Raw genomic sequence first — 20,233 nt, 5'->3', positions numbered from 1 at the left:
AAAATATTCATCTGTTAATTCAAAAAAACTAAATCGTATAATTATTTTTTTTACTCATTCTCAAATTAATGATTAGCCATATAATTTGAAAAAATACCGGTATGATAAACGTAATTAATAAAACGATAAGTGATATTGATTTAATTTCAGGTGTTTGAATAACACCAGCACCATCAAAATCTCGTAGCCAAATGATAGTGGCCCATATTCCAAAAACGATAATCCAAAATATGTTACCAATCCACCAAGAAATCCATCGTTTTTTCATGTTAGCACCCCTTACATGTATCTACTGTTAAAAGTATATTTTCGTTCGTTACATTTATAATGAAACAACTTTAAAATCAGTTTTTAACTGTATATCTAACTTGTTTGAAGGTTACTATTTCTCCACCATCATCATCATCTTTCGTTTGCAAAAGTTGAACTTTTGGTTTGTAGTCTGTCCTATGAGCATGTTCGATATCTTTAATGTTAAGCTTGTAGGATTCACCATTCTTTAGCTTTTGTTCCAACACTTTTTTATTAGCAACATAAATAAAGGTCACTTTATTTTCATCAATGCCCTCGGTCTTAATTTCTAATTCATTATCTTTTGTTGTAATGGTTGGTGTTAATAATTCCATACTGCCGTTTCCAGTTTCTAAAGAATTTCCTGGAATAGCTGAACATCCGGATAATATGATTCCGGTGAATAGAAGAACAGCTAATTTCTGTTTCATAACATCCCTCAATTCCATGTGAATTTTGATTTTGGTATTGCTAGATTACTAGTGTGGAGCGTAAATGTTTAGTTAGTACCCTTTTAATTGTACCATAATATGTAAATTAAAACAGGGTGTATATCCAATTTAAGGGAGATTGAAAAATTTACTGATTGTTGTAAATTCGTGTGTTTTAGCTTCTATTTCAATCGAAATGTAGACGAGAGAAAGAAATTTTTTTATAGAAATTATAATTTTTACATTTTACTATAATGATAGGGAATAGATGAATTCATTTACTTCGGAGGTATTTATTTGAACATTAATGAGAAGGCAATTGAAATGTTTGAACAAAATAAATATGAGGAAGCAATGGAACTGTTTCAACAAGCAGTACATGAATCTAGAGACGTACAATCTCTCAATAATCTGGCTTGGATGTACTTTTATGAGGAAGAGAATGATGATAAAGCTCTTGAATTAATAAGAGAAGTTGTTAAGTTGAATCCTTCTTCATACTTTCCTTATAACATCTTAGGGGACATTTACATGAAACAAGAAAAATGGACAGAAGCGAAAGAAGCATTACAAAAGTCTATTTCGATTCAACCATCAGATGAAGCATATCATAATGTAGCTGTAGCACATTATAACCTTGGAGAGCTGGAAAAAGCTTCAGAATTTTTCTTGCGAGTTGCAGGGGATTCGGACTATATCATGTATAGCTATGTAAAATGTTTAATTGATTTAGAACGAATGACAGAAGCAAAAGAGAAGTTAGATACTTTTAACAGGGAATCTGATAATTTTTTAGGGGAAATTAAGGTAGCAGATTTATATGTTGAGTTGAATTGCTATAAAGAAGCAATTGAATGGTTCGAAAAGGGATATAAAGAATGCTGGAAAAGTCCTAATTGGATTGGTAGATTTGTGTATGCTCTATATAAAACGAATAATTTCTCCCGTATAAATGAAGTTATACGGGAATCTATCGAAGCGAAAACAGCAGAAATAGAAGATGTTCAGAATGAAGAAGTAGAAGAAAACTGGACAGAAAATGATAAGAAAGAGTTAATTGAGGAATATACAGAAGAGAATAATTGTTATAAAACATTGGTAGAACGTATCAAATCTGGATACGTTCCAGGATTAGAGTTTGAAACTGATTATATAGGGGCTTGCTATTTATTTGGTTGTAAAAGACATAATCACCTTGAATATGAAAAATAAAAAGATTCGACTGTTGGTCATCTCCCTGTCAAGTAGACAGTAATAAAAAGAGTATTATGCCACGGCCTTTTCCCAATATTCTATCGGGGAAAGGCCGTGAAGTTTTTCTTGGAACCTTTCTGTATTATAGAATTGAATATATTCTTGAATTGCTCGATAGACCATTTCATATGTTTTTGGGCGCACTAAATACAACTTCTCTGTTTTTAAATGTGAGAAGAATGATTCGATACACGCATTATCAAAACAGTTTCTTCAAATGATTTTTAAATATCACAGATGTTTTTCTTCCATAAAACGGACATTTTTTTCGAATGATAGATTGAATATCCAGCTCTCTCATGAGACGACGAACAAGTTTATGATTCATTACCACTCCTTCTCGAGCTAAAGCACGAGTCATGCGTTTATACCCATAATAAGGGTGCTGACGATGAATAGATAAAATATGTTCTTTATGCCACCTATCCCTTTTCTGACGTAAACGCTGTACGTTATGATATTTCCGCCATTTATAGTAGCCAGCCTTAGAAACTTCCGCGATTTGAAACAGCCATCGAAGTGGCTAGGCTTGGCGTAATGAATCGATAAGAGAAAATCGTTCTTTCTTTAGGACCATTCCTTCCCGTTTAGATTTGGATTGCGCTTTTTTAAATACTCAACCTGTGCCTCCAAATAAGCATTTTCTTCTTCTAGACTATTAAAATTCTTTCGATTCCAGACGCCACGTTGATCATCAAAGGACTCCCCCTGTTGCGCACGTTTTACCCACTCAATAATCTGAGCATCTCTCTTCACACCGAGTTGTTCACGAATTTCTCGCAATGATTTTCTCTCTTCTAATCGAAGACGAACTGCTTCTCGCTTTAGTTCTTCTGTATATTTTTGAAATGATTGTCCCTTTCTTGCCATAAAAAAATCTCCTCCAGATAAAACAGTATTGAGTCCATCATATCAGATGGACTCTTTTTTTACTGTCTACCTATAGGGGATAATACCAAGATGAAATGATAGGCTTCTTTATTTTAAAAAAATGAGGTCAAAGGTGTACTTTTCTTATAAAAATGCATTTCATATAAAAGGTGTAATGATTTTAGGGAAGGGGGATTGTTGTGCGTCATCATAGAAATTGCAAAAAATTCGGAGTGGCACTGCCTCTTCCGCTTATAGGAGCAACTGGTCCGACAGGTAATAGTGGTCCAATCGGTCCAACTGGAGGGCATGAAGGTCCTGTTGGTCCTACAGGGGTGACTGGACCGACGGGAGCAACTGGGCCCCAAGGTCCTCAAGGTATCAGGGGAATACAAGGTCCCCGAGGGACAACAGGAGCACAAGGAATACAAGGAGCTATTGGTGGTACAGGAGAGCAAGGTATAACTGGCCCGACTGGTCTCCAAGGTGCTCAAGGATTAATCGGTAACCAAGGTCTAATTGGTGATATTGGAGTACAAGGGTTAGAAGGAATACAAGGAGCTACGGGTCCTGCTGGTAGTCAAGGTATACAAGGCATACAGGGAATACAAGGGGAAATAGGTGAGCGAGGACAAACAGGAGCACAAGGAATGCAAGGAGAGAGAGGCATAACTGGACTCTCGGGTGTAACTGGTTCACAAGGTCCTCAAGGTGTTCAAGGAATACAAGGAGAGCAAGGGGCTACTGGTATACAAGGAGAAGACGGCTTCCAAGGGATACAAGGAATTACTGGGGAGGAAGGCCCGCAAGGAGCACAAGGAATACAAGGTGAAGTGGGTCCAACTGGTTCTACTGGAATGCAAGGTGCCCAAGGTATAAGTGGAATAAAGGGGATAACAGGTGCAATAGGTTTACAAGGACCACAAGGTGTGCAAGGAATACAAGGTATAACGGGAGCAACAGGTTTTCAAGGGATAAAAGGAATAAGAGGTATAACTGGAGCGACGGGTAGCATTGGTATTCAAGGCTCAGAAGGACCGCCGGGCGGTCCGACGGGAACAACAGGTCCAATTGGTCCATCTAGTGGGGTGACTGGACCAGCTGGCCCACCCGGTCCACCAGGAGGTCCAACCGGTCCGACGGGTGCGACTGGTTCAACAGGCGTAAGCGGAGGGATAGGACCAATTGGAGCGCAAGGAGTGCAAGGTATAACAGGTCCAACTGGTCCTCAAGGTGTAAGGGGAGCACAAGGTTCACAAGGTGTAGTTGGAGCAGTTGGAGTACAAGGGGCACAAGGTCCTCAAGGTAACCAAGGAATAACAGGTCCAACGGGTGCAGAAGGTTCTCAAGGAATACAAGGTACGCGTGGAGTAACTGGTCCAACAGGTGCAGAAGGCTCTAAAGGTATTCAAGGTATTCAAGGTGTAATAGGCCCAACAGGAGCACAAGGAATGGTGGGAATACAAGGGATAGCCGGTCCAGCTGGTGTTACAGGAGCAGAAGGAGCTCAAGGTGCACAAGGAATCCGAGGAGCAACCGGTCCTGCTGGAGCACAAGGTATACAAGGAGTGCAAGGAATACAAGGAGAAACAGGAGCAGCTGGAATACAAGGTCCTCAAGGTGTTCAAGGGATACAAGGGGCTACCGGATTGACAGGCACACAAGGTGTACAAGGTCCTCAAGGAGTGCAAGGAATAATAGGACCGACTGGAGCTATTGGCTTGCAAGGTCCTCAAGGATTACAAGGAATAATGGGTCCAACAGGAGCGCAAGGAGTGCAAGGAATACAAGGAGAGCAAGGAATTATCGGTCCAACAGGTGCGCAAGGAATTAGAGGTCCCCAAGGAAATACAGGGGAAGTCGGTATAACAGGCCCTCAAGGAGTCCAAGGAGCGCCAGGTAGTCAAGGACCTCAAGGCCCACAAGGGAATGTTGGAATTACTGGTGCAATGGGTGAAACTGGAGCTACTGGAGCAACCGGGGCAACTGGACCACAAGGTTTGCAAGGTTTTCAAGGGATTACGGGAATACAAGGAATAACGGGAACGACCGGCAATACAGGTGCAACGGGTCCGCAAGGAATACAAGGTATACAAGGGGTTCAAGGATTGCAAGGCCCAAGTGGAGTAAGTGGGGTGATAGGTGCTAGTGGTAGTATAGGCCCAGTTGGAGCACAAGGTAGTCAGGGCCCGAGTGGCGTGGTGGGACCGACAGGAGCAACTGGTAGTGCAGGTTCAATAGGTTTCTTGGGAATAGCGGGAGCGACAGGAGCGACTGGCTTACCTAGCGGGGGCGGTTATTTCTTTTCTACTTCAACGAGTACAATTGCAGCGAATGCGTTAATACCAATTAATTCTGGATCTACAATTTTTGGATCAGGAGTTAGTTTAACAAATGCGACAACTATAACGTTAAGTACGCCAGGGATATATTTGATAAGTTATTATTTTCAAGGTGATGCAATTTTTGGGAATGAAACAATTTCAGTAAGTCTTGTGTTAAACGGAACGCAAGTCGCAGGGAGTTTTATTTTTTATGTTACAAAAGGTAATTTTATATTAGAACCAGCGATTTCCAATACGATGGTAATCGAAGTTACTTCTCTAAATTCCACTTTGTCATTACAAAATGGTCCATTAGCTATTGGGCATGTAACGACATTAGCGGGAGTAATAACAGCCAGTTTAAATATATTGAAAATAGTTTGATGCGTTACAAACGGGAGGAGATGCTTGTGAAGAATCAAGATAAGTGTAGTAAGTTTCAAGCACCTATTCCTTTTCCGCCGCCAGGTATTACGGGGCCTACTGGACCAACCGGTCCGACAGGTTCTTTAGGTGGACCAACTGGCCCTCAAGGAATACAAGGCGTACAAGGTCCAATCGGTCCAACCGGGCCTCAAGGAATACAAGGAATACAAGGGGTGCAAGGAGAAAATGGTCCAACCGGCCCAACTGGTTTAACTGGACCACAAGGTTCTCAAGGTAATCAAGGACCTATGGGAGAACGAGGCCCACAGGGAATACAAGGTGTTCAAGGAATACAAGGCGAAAGAGGTCCGACTGGTCCAACTGGTATTCAAGGTATACAAGGAATTCCTGGTCCAATCGGTCCAACCGGTCCAACAGGAATACAAGGGATACAAGGCGTACAAGGTCCAATCGGTCCAATCGGCCCGACAGGAATACAAGGTATACAAGGGGTGCAAGGAGAAAATGGTCCAACCGGTCCAACTGGAAATACTGGTATACAAGGTGTTCAAGGTAATTTAGGAGGTAGTGGTTTACAAGGTGTAACAGGAATACAAGGACTACAGGGCCAACTGGTTCTCAAGGAATTCAAGGGGAGCAAGGGCCAATGGGGCCACAAGGGGAGACTGGTGTTCAAGGTTTACAAGGTCCCCAGGGAGAAATGGGGCAGGTAGGTCCAACAGGAATACAAGGGATACAAGGAGTGCAAGGTGTAATTGGTCCGACCGGTCCAACCGGTTTACAAGGTGATCCAGGTCCAACCGGCCCCACAGGAGCAACTGGGATAACTGGTCCGACAGGTTCTGCAACTGGCCCGACCGGAGCAACCGGTCCAACCGGTCCACCAGGAGGTCCAACCGGTCCAACCGGTCCAGCAGGATCACCAGGGGGTCCAACCGGTCCGACCGGAGCAACAGGGGCTACAGGGGCGACCGGAGCAACAGGAGCAACTGGAATCCAAGGAGTGCAAGGGATACAGGGTCCAACAGGAGCAACTGGTTTAACAGGTTTGCAAGGGGTACAGGGACCGATGGGGGCAACTGGTCCAACGGGTGACCAAGGCATTCAAGGTCCACAAGGGATACAAGGAGTAACCGGCCCAACCGGTCCGCAAGGTCTACAAGGAATACAAGGCTCAATCGGTCCAACCGGTCCGACTGGTCCCCAAGGAGTGCAAGGGGCACAGGGGCCAATCGGTCCAACCGGCCCACAAGGGGTTCAAGGTATACAAGGTGAGCAAGGAGTAAGGGGAGCGACAGGTCCAACTGGTTTACAGGGTCTACAAGGAATCCAAGGTCCGAGTGGTCCAACTGGTCCTCAAGGAGTGCAAGGCGTGCAAGGTCCGAGTGGCATAACAGGTCCAACCGGTCCTCAAGGAATACAAGGTATTCAAGGACCACAAGGAAGTATAGGCCCAACCGGTCCTCAAGGAATCCAAGGAGTGCAAGGTCCCCAAGGCCCAACCGGCGAGGCGGGTGCAACGGGTCCTCAAGGAATTCAGGGAATACAAGGTCCAATTGGTCCAACGGGTCCCCAAGGAATTCAGGGGATACAAGGAGTGCAAGGTCCCCAAGGCCCAACAGGTCCAACCGGCCCTCAAGGTCTACAAGGAATAACCGGTCCTCAAGGAATCCAGGGAATCCAGGGTCCCCAAGGGATAACCGGTCAGGCGGGAGCAACCGGACCGACTGGAGAAACGGGTCCCCAAGGCCCACAAGGAATCCAAGGTCCCCAAGGGATAACCGGTCCAACAGGTGCAACCGGCCAGACGGGAGTGACTGGTGCAACTGGACCGACCGGAATACAAGGCATACAAGGAATGACTGGAGCAACAGGGGTAACGGGGGGAACGGGCCCAACAGGTGCTACGGGTCCAACTGGCTTGACAGGAGCAACAGGATCATCTGCTATATCGACAGGTGGCGGATATTTCTTTTCTACATCAACAAGTACAATTGCAGCAAATGCCAACATCCCAATTAATTCTGGATCCACTGTATATGGAACTGGTGTATCTTTAACTAGTGCTACGACAGTCACAGTAGCGACGCCAGGAATATATTTAGTAAGCTACTATTTCCAAGGGGACGCGACTGGTGGGAATGAGACAGTATCTGTTAGGTTGCTATTAAATGGAACGCAACTAACAGGGAGTTTTATACAAAACGTAACGACATCAACTGTAGTAATCGAACCAGCCATTTCAAATACACTTCTTGTGAATGTGACGAGTGCCAATTCAACATTAATATTACAAAATGGCCCGTTAGGTGTAGGTCATGTGACTACTATAGCAGGTGCGATTACAGCAAGTTTAAATGTAGTGAGAATTTTATAAAGAATATAAAAAACACAAGGAATGTCTTTGTAAGACACACCTTGTGTTTTTTAATATTAAATAAACATTTTCTTCATCTTTTCGGTTGGAAAATATGCTGAAAGAAGTATTTGTGATGTAAGTTATCTACAACTTTATTTGCTTGATATGTGCGTTGTTTTTCAATTCGGAGTCTTTGCTCCATCATTTTTATTGCGTGATCAGATAAACGTAACATAATACATTCTCCTTTTCTATAAATATAGGTGACTATTTGATATCGATCCCATATTTATAATTAAGGAGGCAAAATGTGTAACATAGGCAAAAAGCACCTTCCTCTCCCATTACGCTTACGAGGTTAGCTGTCGGACTCGGGAAGTGAGAGTTTCCCTACTTAAAAAAGATTCGCCCCAAGTAGCATAGCTACAAAAATGGTTCCCCCGCTCCAAAATTTGGACTCAGCAAAAGGTTTTATAAAGTAAAAAATAACATAAAGGAGCGAACAAGTCAAATTATTTTGTGTATTCTGTCTTTTTAAATTGCGTAAGAATCATACCGTCAGGAAGTATTGTATCTGATACTGTAATGAATCCGTGTTTTTTATATAAAGTAATAGCAGGGGTATTCGCTTTACCTGTTTGTACAATGTATGTCATTGAAGAGGGAAACATGTTAAATATATGAATTAGGAGTTTCGTTGCGATTCCTTTTTGAAAAAAATCGGGCGATACAACTAACCTGTGGATATCGATTAGTTTTTCTTCTTGTACAAAAGAAATAAAACCGACAAGTTTATTTTCAGAAAAATATCCATAGAATGTTTCACCACAACTTTGAATATCGTTTACAGTATCATATAAACGAGGTATCGCAGTACTATTTAAGTAGTCTGCTTCAACTTTATAAGCTGGAATTTGAACCTGTAAAATGGATGTTGCTACTTTAATAGAAGTGGAATTTAACTTAAGAATCATAGATAATGAAGCCTCCTTTGAATATGGTATATGAATATAATTGCTTTATGAGTGAGTTTGACAATATTTTTCTTTTTTGCATATAATATATGTATCTCCATATGTAAAATAGTAGTAAATATATTTCTATAGTGAAATATGATTAGCAATGATAAATACATATGTTTGTATTGAATCATACAAACTATAATAGAAATGGAGGACTAAAAATGGGATGGATTATCACATTTTTAGTTGGTGCTATTATAGGTGCAATTGCTAGTTCTATAACAGGTAAAAATTTCCCAGGTGGTATGTTCGGAAATATTATCGCAGGTTTATTAGGTGCTTCGTTAGGTGGTAGATTATTTGGATCCTTTGGGCCATCATTTGGTGGGATTCATGTCGTGCCAGCATTATTAGGTGCAATCGTGTTAATTTTTATTGTATCATTTGTAGTGAAAGCTGCAAAGAAATAGATATATAGATTATGATGAAGAGCCCTGAATAAGGGCTTTTCATCATTCGAAGAGGTGGTTTCATTGGAGAAAATAAATATAAGAAAAAGAGATAAGTTAAGAAAGTTTTTTAGAGAACAAAATTATTTGGCGGTATTACTTGGATTTGCGTTATTGTTCATTAATATTTTATTGCTAACAAAAATATCATTTGTTTTTACACCGTTTATCGTATTTTTAAAAACAATTTTCTTCCCAGTACTATTAGCAGGCGTGCTATTCTATATTTTACATCCATTCGTTTCGCTTTTAGAAAAGAAAGGTGTTTCAAGAATTGTATCGATAGCTTCCATATATTTAATCGTACTAGGATTATTTGTATTTTTAGTTGTAACGGTTATCCCTATTATTAAAGATCAAATTGATGCATTAATTGATAACTTACCTTATTTTGGTCATGAGATTGAACAAGCAGCACGTAGATTCGGGGAAAGTAATTTACTCGGTAAAATTCAGGAGAATTTAAATATTAATGTTGCGAATATGGTAAAAGACTACACAGTTGATTTTACGAAATCTTTATCATCAGTAACAGGAAATGTAACTGGATTTTTGAGTACTGTTACAGAGGTTGTTTTAACGTTTGTAATGGTTCCGTTTATATTGTTCTATCTTTTAAAAGATGGTGAGCAATTACCGAATCACTTTTTAAAGTTTATTTCAGAACAAAGACGACCAGCAGCGATGAGAATACTAGACGATATGCATTATGCGATTAGCTCGTATATTAGAGGACAAATTATCGTTAGCTTATTTATCGGTATTATGCTATTAATTGGTTACCTTATTATCGGTATTAAATATGCGGTACTACTCGCTATTTTAGCGATGATTGTAAATATCGTTCCGTACGTAGGCCCAATCATTGCAATTACACCAGCTTTAATTATCGCATTTATTGACTCGCCAGCAATGGTTTTAAAGGTAATTATCGTAATGATGGTCGTACAATTAGCAGAAGGTAAATTTATTTCTCCGCAAGTCATGGGTAAAAAGTTAGATATTCACCCGATTACTATCATTTTTATTATTTTAACTGCCGGAAATTTATTTGGAATTATGGGGATTATTTTAGCAATTCCAGGGTATGCAATATTAAAAGTGTTAGTTACGCACGGATATCGATTTGTTAAGTTGAATACGTGAAAAAAAGAGCTAAAACAGTGGGAACTGTTTTAGCTCTTTTTTATTAACAATTCATTTGCATATTGGCGCGCCCATTGATCCGCTTCTAATATAGCATCTAGTGAAGGATCTTTTACGTTATGATGAGCTTCAACTGTTTTGTAAATTGTTTTTTCAATATCGAAAAAGGCAATTTCATTTTTTAAGAATAGTGCATTTGCAATTTCATTTGCTGCGTTTAATACAGCAGGAGTAGTGCCACCAATTTTGCCACATTCATATGCGTATTGTAGACAAGGGAACTTCTCTAAATCTGGTTTTTCAAAATGTAAACTACCAATTTCTAATAAATTTAATTTTTCATAGGAAGAAGGTAGCCGAGTAGGGTAGTGAAACGCATATTGAATTGGCATTCTCATATCAGGAGCACCGAGCTGCGCAATAACTGATCCATCAATAAACTCTACTAAAGAATGAATAATACTTTCTTTATGAATCATTACATCAATTTTTTCATAAGGAATATCAAATAGCCATCTTGCTTCCATTACTTCGAATCCTTTATTCATTAATGTGGCAGAATCAATCGTTAGTTTTGCCCCCATTAACCAGTTTGGGTGCTTTAAAGCATCTTTTGCTTGTAAAGTTTTCATTTCTTCACGTGTTTTATCACGGAATGCACCGCCAGAAGCTGTAACGATTAATTTCTCAATTTCTTTATTATTTTCGCCGTTTAAACATTGGAAAATAGCTGAATGTTCGCTATCGACTGGAATTAAACGACATCCGTTTTGCTTGGCCAGTTCAGTTACGATATGACCAGCTGCAACTAACGTTTCTTTATTAGCGATGGCAATATCTTTCTTCGCCTTTAATGCTTCAATCGTTGGAAGTAGTCCGGAAACTCCGACAACAGAACTTAATACAAGATTTGAATCAGGGTGAGTAGCTACCGCAATTAAGCCATCAGTTCCGTATGTGATTTTTGTATTCGCTGAAATACGCGTACGAAGCGTGTCTGCTAAGTCTTTTGTTGCAACGCTTACAATACGAGGTTGAAACGTTTTGATTTGTTGCTCAAGAAGATCGATATTATAATTTGCGGTTAAACCGACGATTTTGAAATGTTCAGGATGAGCTGAAACGACATCTAATGCAGATGTGCCGATGGATCCTGTGGAACCTAAAATGGATATATATTTTACCATGAAAAAACCTCCAAAGTTGTTTCGAATATTTCTGCAAACCTATATATCATTAGACAATTGAAGTGGAAATTCCTGCTATATAAAATAGAAAATTCGGGTTTGTTTGGAAGTGAAATGTGATAAACTGTAAAAAATAACGAAAAAGCAATGAAAGAGAAGAGTACATATTCGAAACTTTTCAGAGAGCTGATGTATGATATGGTGGGAATCAGTAAGGGATGAATGTGGAATGGGCTCTGGAGCTTCTAACTGAAATGAGTAAGTAAAGACGGTTGCTTCACGTTAAGAAGTTGAAGTGAGCTATTCATGATAGCTAATTAAGGTGGTACCGCGGGAGTCTCTCGTCCTTTTTTAAGGATGAGGGGCTCTTTTTATTTTGAGAAAGGAGGAGTTAGGATGAGTGACAAAATAATGTTAACAGGAATTAAGCCGACAGGTTATCCGCATTTAGGAAATTATATTGGTGCGATTAAACCTGCATTACAAATGTCAAAGAATAATGAAGGAAAAGCATTGTACTTTATAGCTGATTATCATGCATTAAATGCTGTGCATGATCCGAGTCAGTTTAGTAGTTATACGAAAGAGGTAGCAGCTACTTGGCTATCGCTTGGACTTGGAGAAGATGTAATTTTTTATCGACAAACAGAAGTGCCGGAGATTCTAGAATTAGCTTGGATTTTAGCTTGCCTAACTCCGAAAGGTCTTATGAACCGTGCTCATGCGTATAAAGCGAAGGTGGAGCAAAATAAAGAAGCAGGGTTAGAGGTCGATGCGGGAGTGAATATGGGGTTATACACGTACCCGATTTTAATGGCAGCTGACATATTATTATTTCAAGCTACTCATGTACCAGTTGGAAAAGACCAAATTCAGCATATTGAAATTGCTCGTGATATTGCGACGTATTTTAATCATACATTTGGCATGACATTTACACTTCCAGAGTATGTCATACAAGAAGAAAGGGCTATTTTACCTGGTCTTGACGGAAGGAAGATGAGTAAAAGTTACGGAAATGTGATCCCATTATTTGCAGAGCAAGAAAAACTACGAAAATTAATATTTAAAATCAAAACAGATTCTTCACTTCCAAATGAACCGAAAGAACTAGAGACCTTATTTACAATTTATAAAGAATTTGCGACAGAAGACGAAGTACAGTCATTACGTGAAAAATATGAGACTGGAATCGGATGGGGCGATGTTAAAAAAGAGTTATTTCGCGTTGTAGATCGTGAGTTAGCTGGACCTCGGGAGAAATACGCAATGTATATGAATGAGCCAAATTTATTATATGAAGCGTTAGAAAAAGGTGCTGAGCGGGCACGTGCTATTGCGAAGGTAAATTTAGCGGAAATTAAAAAGCAGATTGGATTTGAGAGGGAACGTTAAGCGTTCCCTTATTTTTTTAGATAATCTGTAATAATCCTCTCAATAACAGGAGGAAGATTATTAGGTAATTTATCAAGTGAAAAGAAGCGTAGTTCTTTTGATTCACTTTGATCGCATACAAGTTCACCATGAAATTCTCGGCAAATATAAACAACGAGTACACCGTGTACTTGATCGCCGTTTGGATAGATTTGAAAGAAGTCTGGCCCTGAGTATGTACGGAATAGTTCTGGATTTTTAATAATAAGTCCAGTTTCTTCAAACACTTCTCGTTTTAAAGCATCTTCTAACGTTTCGTTATATTCTAGGGCACCACCAATAATGCCCCAGCGTTTAAAATCTGTACGGAGTTGCAGCAATACTTCATCTTTTTCATTTAATATAATGGCGTGTGATCCTATTAAAATAAGTGGATGATTTCCTACTAGATTTCTCATATCTTCAATATAACCCATGTCATTGCTCCTTGTATTTAATAATAGTTAGGAAGTTCTTTTAACATTCTTTCTGTTTTACGTGCTGTAAAGGCTAAGTTATGGTCATCTTTTGTTCTGAAAAATAATGTGCGTAAAAAGGTTTTAATATTGGCACATAAAATACAATACTCATTAAGCGAAAGGCGTTTTCTAATTTGAGGAAGCCTTTTTATTTTTTTATGAATAATAGAAATTAACTCGTTTTGAGGAAAATCATGATACAGCATTGCTAGTAATGGCGTAACAATGCGTTCATCTTCGTTATTATGAAAAAGGTCAGATGGAATAAAGATTTTATTTAATAAACAATGAATTAATTCTTCGTACCATTCAAAAGTTGTATACGTATTATGAACAATTTCAGTAAAGGCATCAGATACATGAGCAAGACAATGAGCCCATCCTTTATTTTCGATATAGCCCCGAAAATCCGTTTCTAAGTTTGTGTATGTAATGAGTTTATTTTTTATTTCTTCGATATCCTCCTCTGTACAAAAGTAGTGCGAATTAGCGAATTGGAGTATTAACGCAATTAACGAAACAGTGTAAGAACGTGTGAAAACCCCATCTGTATGTGGGGAGTAAATGTCACAATATAAATACTCATCACTTAAACAAGTTTGCAGAAGTAATTTCAGCTGATCGTCCATAAGGAATTCATGATGAATGAAATGCGCAAAACATTTATATATAAGTTGGTAACGAACGTAGCTATCAGTCGTTCCGATATACTGAAGCATGTTCAAAGTTAACTCATTTACATCTATATGCTGTAGTTGCGTATAGTCATTTTGTTGTATAAGCTCTAATTGTTGTTGCAATGCTGTAATATCCACTGGAGAACCTCCTCCGCACTTTAAAGATGCGATCTTTTCTAGTATTCTATATATTCAAGGACAATCCTGCTCATGCAAGGAGAACGATTAGAAATTCGAGTATGATATAGATGAGGGAAGAATATGACGACGATAGAACAGTTAGAAAAACATTTTAAAATAAGAAGAAGTGCTTCTTCTATTATGATAAAAGAAAATAATGCAGAGGTTTTTACAGAAGAGCAATTAGAGGGAATGATGCAGTATTGCGTTGCCGAAGCTGAAAAAGATGGATTAGAAAAATTACATTTTGAAATTTCTTCAAAAAGCCCAAATTATGATGTGTATAAAAAATGTTTTGAAACGTATTCATTTGAATATGTTACGGAAAGCGTGATTGTATTTAAAGATATATACGAAGTAGAAGATATAGAAAGTGAAGTTGATTTTAAGTTAATTGAAGAAGTAGGGGAAGAGGCTTTTTATTCACTGTGGAATGAAGCGACGGGAGAACCAGTCGTTCATGATCAATTTGTGCATATGATGCTACAAGAAATTGGTGAGCAATGGAAAGAACATTGCTTAACAGCGAATGTCGATGAAAAGCCGATAGGAATTGTAATTCCGCATATTGAAAGAGGTACGTTAGAAGAAGGGAAACTTATGTACTTCGCAGTTACTCCAAATATGCGTAATAAGGGATATGAAGCTGCATTATTTGCAGGTGCGTTGTTTGTCTTAAAGGAAATAGGTGCATCTTATTATATTGGTGAGACAAATATGAAAAATGAGTGGATGAAGGATGTTTTTGAAAAGAATGGATGTCAGTTGCTGAGTTGTACTGAGCGGTATGTGAGGGAGTTTTAGGAGGGTGAATGATGTACTCTCTCGAACTCATTTAGTGGGAGGGGTATATATGTTAAAACAATCCATGCATTCATTCGTTTTACTGTATCCAAATGTGTTGTTAGAAGGATGGGAAATTGAAAAAGTTTCAGAACGTTTTGAAGGTGAAAAGTGGGAAACTGTTTGGTTTCAGATTGATACTCCAACTGGAATGTTTCGGGTAAAGGAGTTTTTTCTCGATATAATGGAGCCAGTATTTCCAGATACCTGTATTTCTCAAGCAAAAGGGGATTGTTTTCAATATAAAAAGCTTGTGTATTAAAAAGGTGTAAATTATAAAGGAAAAGAAAGTTACGTTACATCTACATGGAAAACACAAGTTGAAATTTCTGTTGATCATGGATATGTAAACCTAGGCGAAATGGAAAGGTTTCTACTCGGATTACAACCGGTACATACAGAGTTTGCGAAAACGATATTACATACACCATTTTACTTATTAAGCTTTCAAGCTAAGAGAGGTGAAATGGGTGAGATAGGAAGATGTCGTGAGTGGAATGCTCCAGATGACGTATCCTATGTAAATTTGTCAATTCATGAAAAGGTAAGTTGGAAACTTGAATCGGTCGGTTTTGGAAATGACGAAACGCAGTATGTATACTGGGACGAAGTTAATAAACTATATGCACTTTGGGTTTGTAGACATAAAAACAAAGCGTATTATCCTGTTTCTTCATGGATAATGAACTATGGCCCAAAACAAATTATAAACGGGTTAGAGTTTTATTCGCACCCTGATCGCGGAACAGTTGTATATGAAAATCTCGGTAATGAACAAATCGCATACGTATTTCGAGGGAATCCATGTACAAATTTTGAACAAGTAAAAGAACTTTTTGCCTCTTTGTAAGATAAAAAGAAAAATGAGAACGACAAAGTAGATATTCCTATAATAAAATAGAGAAGGATTAGACTATACGAAGAAAGCGTTGGTGAAAGAATGGAGCAGCAAAGACATTGGCTACAAGCAACTGTAGAAAGAAATGAAACGAATACGTTACATATAAAGTGGGAAGATAATATAGAAGAAGTTCGCATTTATTGGAGTACTTCACCAGATCATATTGAAGAAAATGGGGAGTTACTTGCAACGGTAAATGGAGAATCATCATATACAATTGGAAATTTAAGTGAAAATGAGCGTCCATATTTTAGACTAATAGGTAGTAATGGACAAGCAGTGACAGTAGCTGAGCGTAGACTGCCATTACAAGGCGCGTTTAACTTCCGTGATATGGGAGGGTATGAAACGATTGAAGGCCGTAAAGTAAAATGGGGCAAGTTGTACCGTTCTGAAGAGTTAGCAGGATTAACAGAGTGGGATATTGAGTATTTACAAAAGTCTGGCTTAAAGTTAATTTGTGATTACCGTACAGACTTCGAAGTGAAGCATAAGCCAAACCCTGAGATTACAGGAGCTCGTCAAGTGTGCTTACCAGTTATGCAAGATTTAGCGAAAGACTTGAATATAAATGAGTTTTTCCAAGTTGGTGACCTTTCTATGTTAGGGAAACCAGGCGAATACCTTGTAAAAATGAATCAAGATTTCGTAAGTGGTAACGAGGCGTTCGTAAGCTTCTTAAACTTAGCGCAAAACCCGGAAAACTTACCGTTAGTAAACCACTGTACAGCTGGAAAAGACCGTACTGGATTTGGATCAGCATTATTATTACTTTTACTAGGTGTACCAGAGAAAACAGTAATGGAAGATTATTTACTAAGTAACGGTTTCCGTGAAAAGTTAAACGAGAAAATGATGGCCTTTTTAGGTGCAAAACTACAAAACGATGAGAGTAGAGCGATATTAGGTGCGATGTTCGAAGCTCGTGCTGAGTATTTACAAGCTGCGATTGATGAAGTGAAAAAGCAATATGGTTCAGTTGAAGCGTATGCTGAAAAAGCACTTGGCTTTACGAAAGAGTCGTTAGAGGAAATGAAAGTGTTATTGTTAGAGGATAAATAAGAATTCGGGAGGCTGAGCAGATTAGCCTCCTTTTACTTATAGCGTAGTTGAAAATAGAAGATAATGGTGTATTCAATAAAGAGCAGGTTAAGCGCCTCATAATGAAATATATAAACTTATATTACTATCGTGTTATTATGTTAAGTGACGGTAAAGTGGTGTAATTTAACATGCCTACTTTAATAATGATTATAAGTTATTAAACGCAGAGGTGTAATTTTAGTTATATAAAAATTGAATTAAAGTGTGCTTTAGTTAAAAGAATTAAATAAATTTTAAGCAATGAGAACGAAGCTTTTAAAATAGGAGTTGAGGAGAACATCATGAAATACAAAGTTATATTATTCGACGTAGATGATACATTATTAGATTTCCCTGAAACGGAAAGATACGCACTACATAATGCGTTTGTACAGTTTGGTATGCCTACAGGGTATAATGATCATCTTGCAAGTTATAAAGAGATTAGTAATGGATTATGGAGAGATTTAGAAAATAAAATGATTACGCTAAGTGAATTAGCCGTAGAGCGATTTAGACAATTATTTGCACTTCATAATATAGACGTAGATGCGCAGCAATTTAGTGATGTATATCTTGAAAACTTAGGAAAAGAGGTACACCTTATAGAAGGTGCAGTGCAATTATGTGAAAATCTACAAGATTGCAAGTTAGGTATTATTACGAATGGATATACGAAGGTGCAACAATCAAGAATCGGAAATTCACCTTTATGTAATTTCTTTGATCACATTATTATTTCTGAAGAAGTTGGTCATCAAAAACCAGCGCGTGAGATTTTTGATTATGCGTTTGAAAAGTTTGGGATTACTGATAAATCAAGTGTACTAATAGTTGGAGATTCGTTAACTTCTGATATGAAAGGCGGAGAAGATTACGGCATTGATACGTGTTGGTATAATCCGAGTTTGAAAGAGAATAAGACGAGTGTTAATCCGACTTATGAAGTGGAGAGTCTGCTACAAATTTTAGAAATTGTAGAAATGGCGGAAGAAAAGGTAGCTTCATTTTAATTGTGCTGATATTTGTCGAAAAATCGATATATTGAAAAAATCGTTGATATATTGTGAGTTGTGATAGATATATTGAAAAAATCGTTGATATATTGTGAGTTGTGATAGATATATTTGAAAAATCGATGATATAAGTTCATATACTAAGATATAGAACAAAAAATAACGCTACTATACAAGGTCATTCACGTGTTATAATGCGTGAATTAAATATACGTATATAAATAGTTTCTCAGAGTGATGCGATGTCATGTATGATTAGTGTAACAACTAGAGGTGAATAAAGGATGTTAACGTTTTTATTTGAGTTAGACAAGAATCTCCCGCAGAAGGATGAGTCACGGTATGATGCTTATTCAAAGGGTTTTATCGAAGGAGATGTAACGATTTGCGCGAGTGACAGCGTATTTTTTCAAAAATCATGTATAAAGGTTGCAGAGCTGGGCATTTATTTAGGTCAGTGGATGGAACAAGTTCAACATGGGCAGAACGTGCCTATGAAATATGAAACGGCTAACCGTGAAGAGGTAATTCTTAGTTTCTTCTATGAAGAGGATCATAATCAATGGAATGTTTCTTCCAGCTGGCAAGAATTTGAACTGCAAGAGCGTATAGCTACTACAACATTAATAGAGAGTGTTCAACGCTATTTGTATGAGCTAAATAAAGAACTGCGCGCGATTGAATATCCTGTGACGTTTGATCAGTACTTAAGAGGAGAGCGAATGATGCAGCTTTCTTACAAACGACTATGTGATAGTAAAGCGGATACGGTGCCTATTGAGGTTTACAATGAAAGCGAAGGAGTAGGCGTAGTACGGGGCTATTATAAAAATACGTTGATGAGAGTGCTAGACTTCATTCCGAAAGTCGGTAGTAATATCATTTATGAAATAAAGGATAGTAAGGACAATATTCGCGTCATTGCAAAGGATGTAAGTAGGCAGCGTCAAAGAAGAATTTTAGTAACATATAAAGATAATCATGATGCAGAGCATGAAATACTTGTATGTGACGGAAAGTTATTGGATGCAAATTTCTTATTTACCTTTACATATAAGAAAGAAGAATATGTTGTTCATAAAACTACTTTTGGGATGGGAAAGTTATTACGAAAAGGCTATGTAATCGCAGATTGGAATATTCGTCTTGAGGAAGATATGTATTACATTGAGATGAATGTATATGATGAAAAATATATAAAGGATCAATACTTACTGTTAGGCGTATTTCATGCGGTTTTGTATGGGTGATAGTTGTATAAATGAAAAATACCGGTATTCTTTGTGAAAAGAATGCCGGTATTTTTTATTTATCCTCAAAAATAAAAACCTCATCAATCGTACTATGAAGTGCCCTCGCAATATCGTGAGCAAGCTGCAAGGAAGGATTATATTTTCCTTTTTCGAGATGGCTAATTGTTTCACGACGTACACCAACTTGTTTCGCTAAATCTTCTTGCGTCATGTTCAATTTGGCGCGGTATTCTTTTATTTTCGTTACGAACGCCATGGTGCATCTTCCATTTCATCAACTGGTTTATCGTAAAAGAACATAGAGAATCCGAACGTAAGAATAAGTGTGCCGAAAATAAGAGCGATATCAATTTCTTGTAGCACCGGGTTTGGAAATAACATTTCAATGAACATAATGATAGCGGTAGTTAGTAACGTAACGATAAAGGCATTGCGGCACGATTTATTAACGATTTGTTCAAACAGTTCATCGTGTTGAACCGTTCTATATGAGGTGAAAAAGGAGAAGAAACAAAACATAGTAAACAATCCTTTTCCATAAAAAAAGCCAAGAAAACCGAAGAAACCAAGAAATCCTAAATATTTTATCCAAGTTGTTTTCATGATAGTTCCTCCTTATCATGTTAGAAATAAATCACGTTATGTTATAAATATATCACATATGAATA

General features: G+C 38.1%; 18 protein-coding genes, 3 pseudogenes, 1 riboswitch and 1 other annotated feature. Of the genes and pseudogenes, 11 read left to right on the top strand and 10 right to left on the bottom strand.

Features of this window, described 5'->3' with window-relative positions; all coding sequences use genetic code 11:
* Positions 1-28: 28 nt before the first annotated feature.
* Positions 29-268: a DUF3923 family protein gene (locus tag MR143_RS23885; protein ID WP_000747686.1), complete on the bottom strand. Its 240-nt coding sequence runs from the start codon at positions 266-268 to the stop codon at positions 29-31.
* A gap of 76 nt (positions 269-344) precedes the next feature.
* Positions 345-740, bottom strand: coding sequence for a hypothetical protein (locus MR143_RS23880; protein WP_074593361.1), 396 nt, complete (start codon positions 738-740; stop codon positions 345-347).
* Positions 741-1,019: 279 nt separating this feature from the next.
* On the opposite strand from MR143_RS23880, the gene MR143_RS23875 reads away from it, so the two are divergent.
* Positions 1,020-1,934, top strand: coding sequence for a tetratricopeptide repeat protein (locus MR143_RS23875; RefSeq protein WP_001024460.1), 915 nt, complete (start codon positions 1,020-1,022; stop codon positions 1,932-1,934).
* A 54-nt stretch (positions 1,935-1,988) separates the two neighbouring features.
* Here MR143_RS23875 and MR143_RS23870 read toward each other — a convergent pair.
* A pseudogene (locus MR143_RS23870) lies at positions 1,989-2,846 on the bottom strand (IS3 family transposase).
* 200 nt (positions 2,847-3,046) lie between these two features.
* Between MR143_RS23870 and MR143_RS23865 the strand changes: the two are divergent.
* Positions 3,047-5,554, top strand: coding sequence for a collagen-like protein (locus tag MR143_RS23865; protein WP_242280998.1), 2,508 nt, complete (start codon positions 3,047-3,049; stop codon positions 5,552-5,554).
* 20 nt (positions 5,555-5,574) lie between these two features.
* A pseudogene (locus MR143_RS23860) lies at positions 5,575-7,934 on the top strand (BC_3345 family exosporium-associated protein).
* Positions 7,935-8,007: 73 nt separating this feature from the next.
* Here MR143_RS23860 and MR143_RS23855 read toward each other — a convergent pair.
* Positions 8,008-8,151: a hypothetical protein gene (locus MR143_RS23855; protein ID WP_000945243.1), complete on the bottom strand. Its 144-nt coding sequence runs from the start codon at positions 8,149-8,151 to the stop codon at positions 8,008-8,010.
* Positions 8,152-8,247: 96 nt separating this feature from the next.
* Positions 8,248-8,390, bottom strand: a riboswitch (cyclic di-AMP (ydaO/yuaA leader).
* A gap of 38 nt (positions 8,391-8,428) precedes the next feature.
* Complete coding sequence (locus MR143_RS23850; protein WP_000601237.1) at positions 8,429-8,890, bottom strand: GNAT family N-acetyltransferase; 462 nt, start codon at positions 8,888-8,890, stop codon at positions 8,429-8,431.
* A gap of 209 nt (positions 8,891-9,099) precedes the next feature.
* Between MR143_RS23850 and MR143_RS23845 the strand changes: the two genes are divergently transcribed.
* Both MR143_RS23845 and MR143_RS23840 read left to right on the top strand, forming a co-directional pair.
* The gene (locus tag MR143_RS23845) at positions 9,100-9,348 is read left to right on the top strand and encodes a GlsB/YeaQ/YmgE family stress response membrane protein (protein WP_000539714.1); all 249 of its coding nucleotides are present in this window, start codon (positions 9,100-9,102) and stop codon (positions 9,346-9,348) included.
* A gap of 63 nt (positions 9,349-9,411) precedes the next feature.
* Positions 9,412-10,533, top strand: coding sequence for an AI-2E family transporter (locus MR143_RS23840; RefSeq protein WP_000411482.1), 1,122 nt, complete (start codon positions 9,412-9,414; stop codon positions 10,531-10,533).
* A gap of 29 nt (positions 10,534-10,562) precedes the next feature.
* On the opposite strand, the gene MR143_RS23835 is transcribed toward MR143_RS23840, so the two are convergent.
* Positions 10,563-11,720, bottom strand: a complete 1,158-nt coding sequence (locus MR143_RS23835; RefSeq protein ID WP_000241796.1) for a 1-deoxy-D-xylulose-5-phosphate reductoisomerase — start codon at positions 11,718-11,720, stop codon at positions 10,563-10,565.
* Positions 11,721-11,858: 138 nt separating this feature from the next.
* Positions 11,859-12,072, top strand: a binding site (T-box leader).
* A gap of 5 nt (positions 12,073-12,077) precedes the next feature.
* Between MR143_RS23835 and MR143_RS23830 the strand changes: the two genes are divergently transcribed.
* Positions 12,078-13,115: a tryptophan--tRNA ligase gene (locus MR143_RS23830; protein ID WP_157407011.1), complete on the top strand. Its 1,038-nt coding sequence runs from the start codon at positions 12,078-12,080 to the stop codon at positions 13,113-13,115.
* An 8-nt stretch (positions 13,116-13,123) separates the two neighbouring features.
* Here MR143_RS23830 and MR143_RS23825 read toward each other — a convergent pair whose 3' ends face one another.
* Both MR143_RS23825 and MR143_RS23820 read right to left on the bottom strand, forming a co-directional pair.
* Positions 13,124-13,570, bottom strand: coding sequence for an NUDIX hydrolase (locus tag MR143_RS23825; RefSeq protein ID WP_000540455.1), 447 nt, complete (start codon positions 13,568-13,570; stop codon positions 13,124-13,126).
* Between the two features lie 17 nt (positions 13,571-13,587).
* A complete protein-coding gene (locus tag MR143_RS23820) occupies positions 13,588-14,427 on the bottom strand; it encodes a DUF2785 domain-containing protein (protein ID WP_000355454.1) in 840 nt (279 codons plus the stop codon).
* Between the two features lie 123 nt (positions 14,428-14,550).
* On the opposite strand from MR143_RS23820, the gene MR143_RS23815 reads away from it, so the two are divergent.
* The 5 genes and pseudogenes from MR143_RS23815 to MR143_RS23795 all read left to right on the top strand — a co-directional run bounded on the left by MR143_RS23815 (position 14,551) and on the right by MR143_RS23795 (position 19,562).
* Positions 14,551-15,273, top strand: coding sequence for a GNAT family N-acetyltransferase (locus tag MR143_RS23815; RefSeq protein WP_000207423.1), 723 nt, complete (start codon positions 14,551-14,553; stop codon positions 15,271-15,273).
* Positions 15,274-15,322: 49 nt separating this feature from the next.
* Positions 15,323-16,162, top strand: a pseudogene (locus tag MR143_RS23810) (hypothetical protein).
* A 90-nt stretch (positions 16,163-16,252) separates the two neighbouring features.
* Positions 16,253-17,275 carry a tyrosine-protein phosphatase gene (locus tag MR143_RS23805; protein WP_000437789.1) on the top strand — a complete coding sequence of 341 codons (1,023 nt, stop codon included), beginning with the start codon at positions 16,253-16,255 and terminating at the stop codon, positions 17,273-17,275.
* Between the two features lie 323 nt (positions 17,276-17,598).
* Positions 17,599-18,309 carry a YjjG family noncanonical pyrimidine nucleotidase gene (locus tag MR143_RS23800; protein WP_000875942.1) on the top strand — a complete coding sequence of 237 codons (711 nt, stop codon included), beginning with the start codon at positions 17,599-17,601 and terminating at the stop codon, positions 18,307-18,309.
* Between the two features lie 287 nt (positions 18,310-18,596).
* Complete coding sequence (locus MR143_RS23795; RefSeq protein WP_000955115.1) at positions 18,597-19,562, top strand: tubby C-terminal domain-like protein; 966 nt, start codon at positions 18,597-18,599, stop codon at positions 19,560-19,562.
* Positions 19,563-19,617: 55 nt separating this feature from the next.
* Here the strand turns inward: MR143_RS23795 and MR143_RS23790 are convergent, their stop codons facing one another.
* Together MR143_RS23790 and MR143_RS23785 are read right to left on the bottom strand one after the other, a co-directional pair.
* Positions 19,618-19,821, bottom strand: coding sequence for a helix-turn-helix transcriptional regulator (locus MR143_RS23790; protein ID WP_000896296.1), 204 nt, complete (start codon positions 19,819-19,821; stop codon positions 19,618-19,620).
* A complete protein-coding gene (locus MR143_RS23785) occupies positions 19,809-20,168 on the bottom strand; it encodes a DUF3796 domain-containing protein (RefSeq protein WP_074593369.1) in 360 nt (119 codons plus the stop codon). Before MR143_RS23785 ends, MR143_RS23790 begins: the two co-directional genes overlap by 13 nt.
* Positions 20,169-20,233 lie beyond the last annotated feature (65 nt).

Source organism: Bacillus cereus group sp. BfR-BA-01347 (assembly GCF_022663835.1).
Classification (GTDB): domain Bacteria; phylum Bacillota; class Bacilli; order Bacillales; family Bacillaceae_G; genus Bacillus_A; species Bacillus_A thuringiensis_K.
This window is presented reverse-complemented; position numbering and strand designations above follow the sequence as displayed.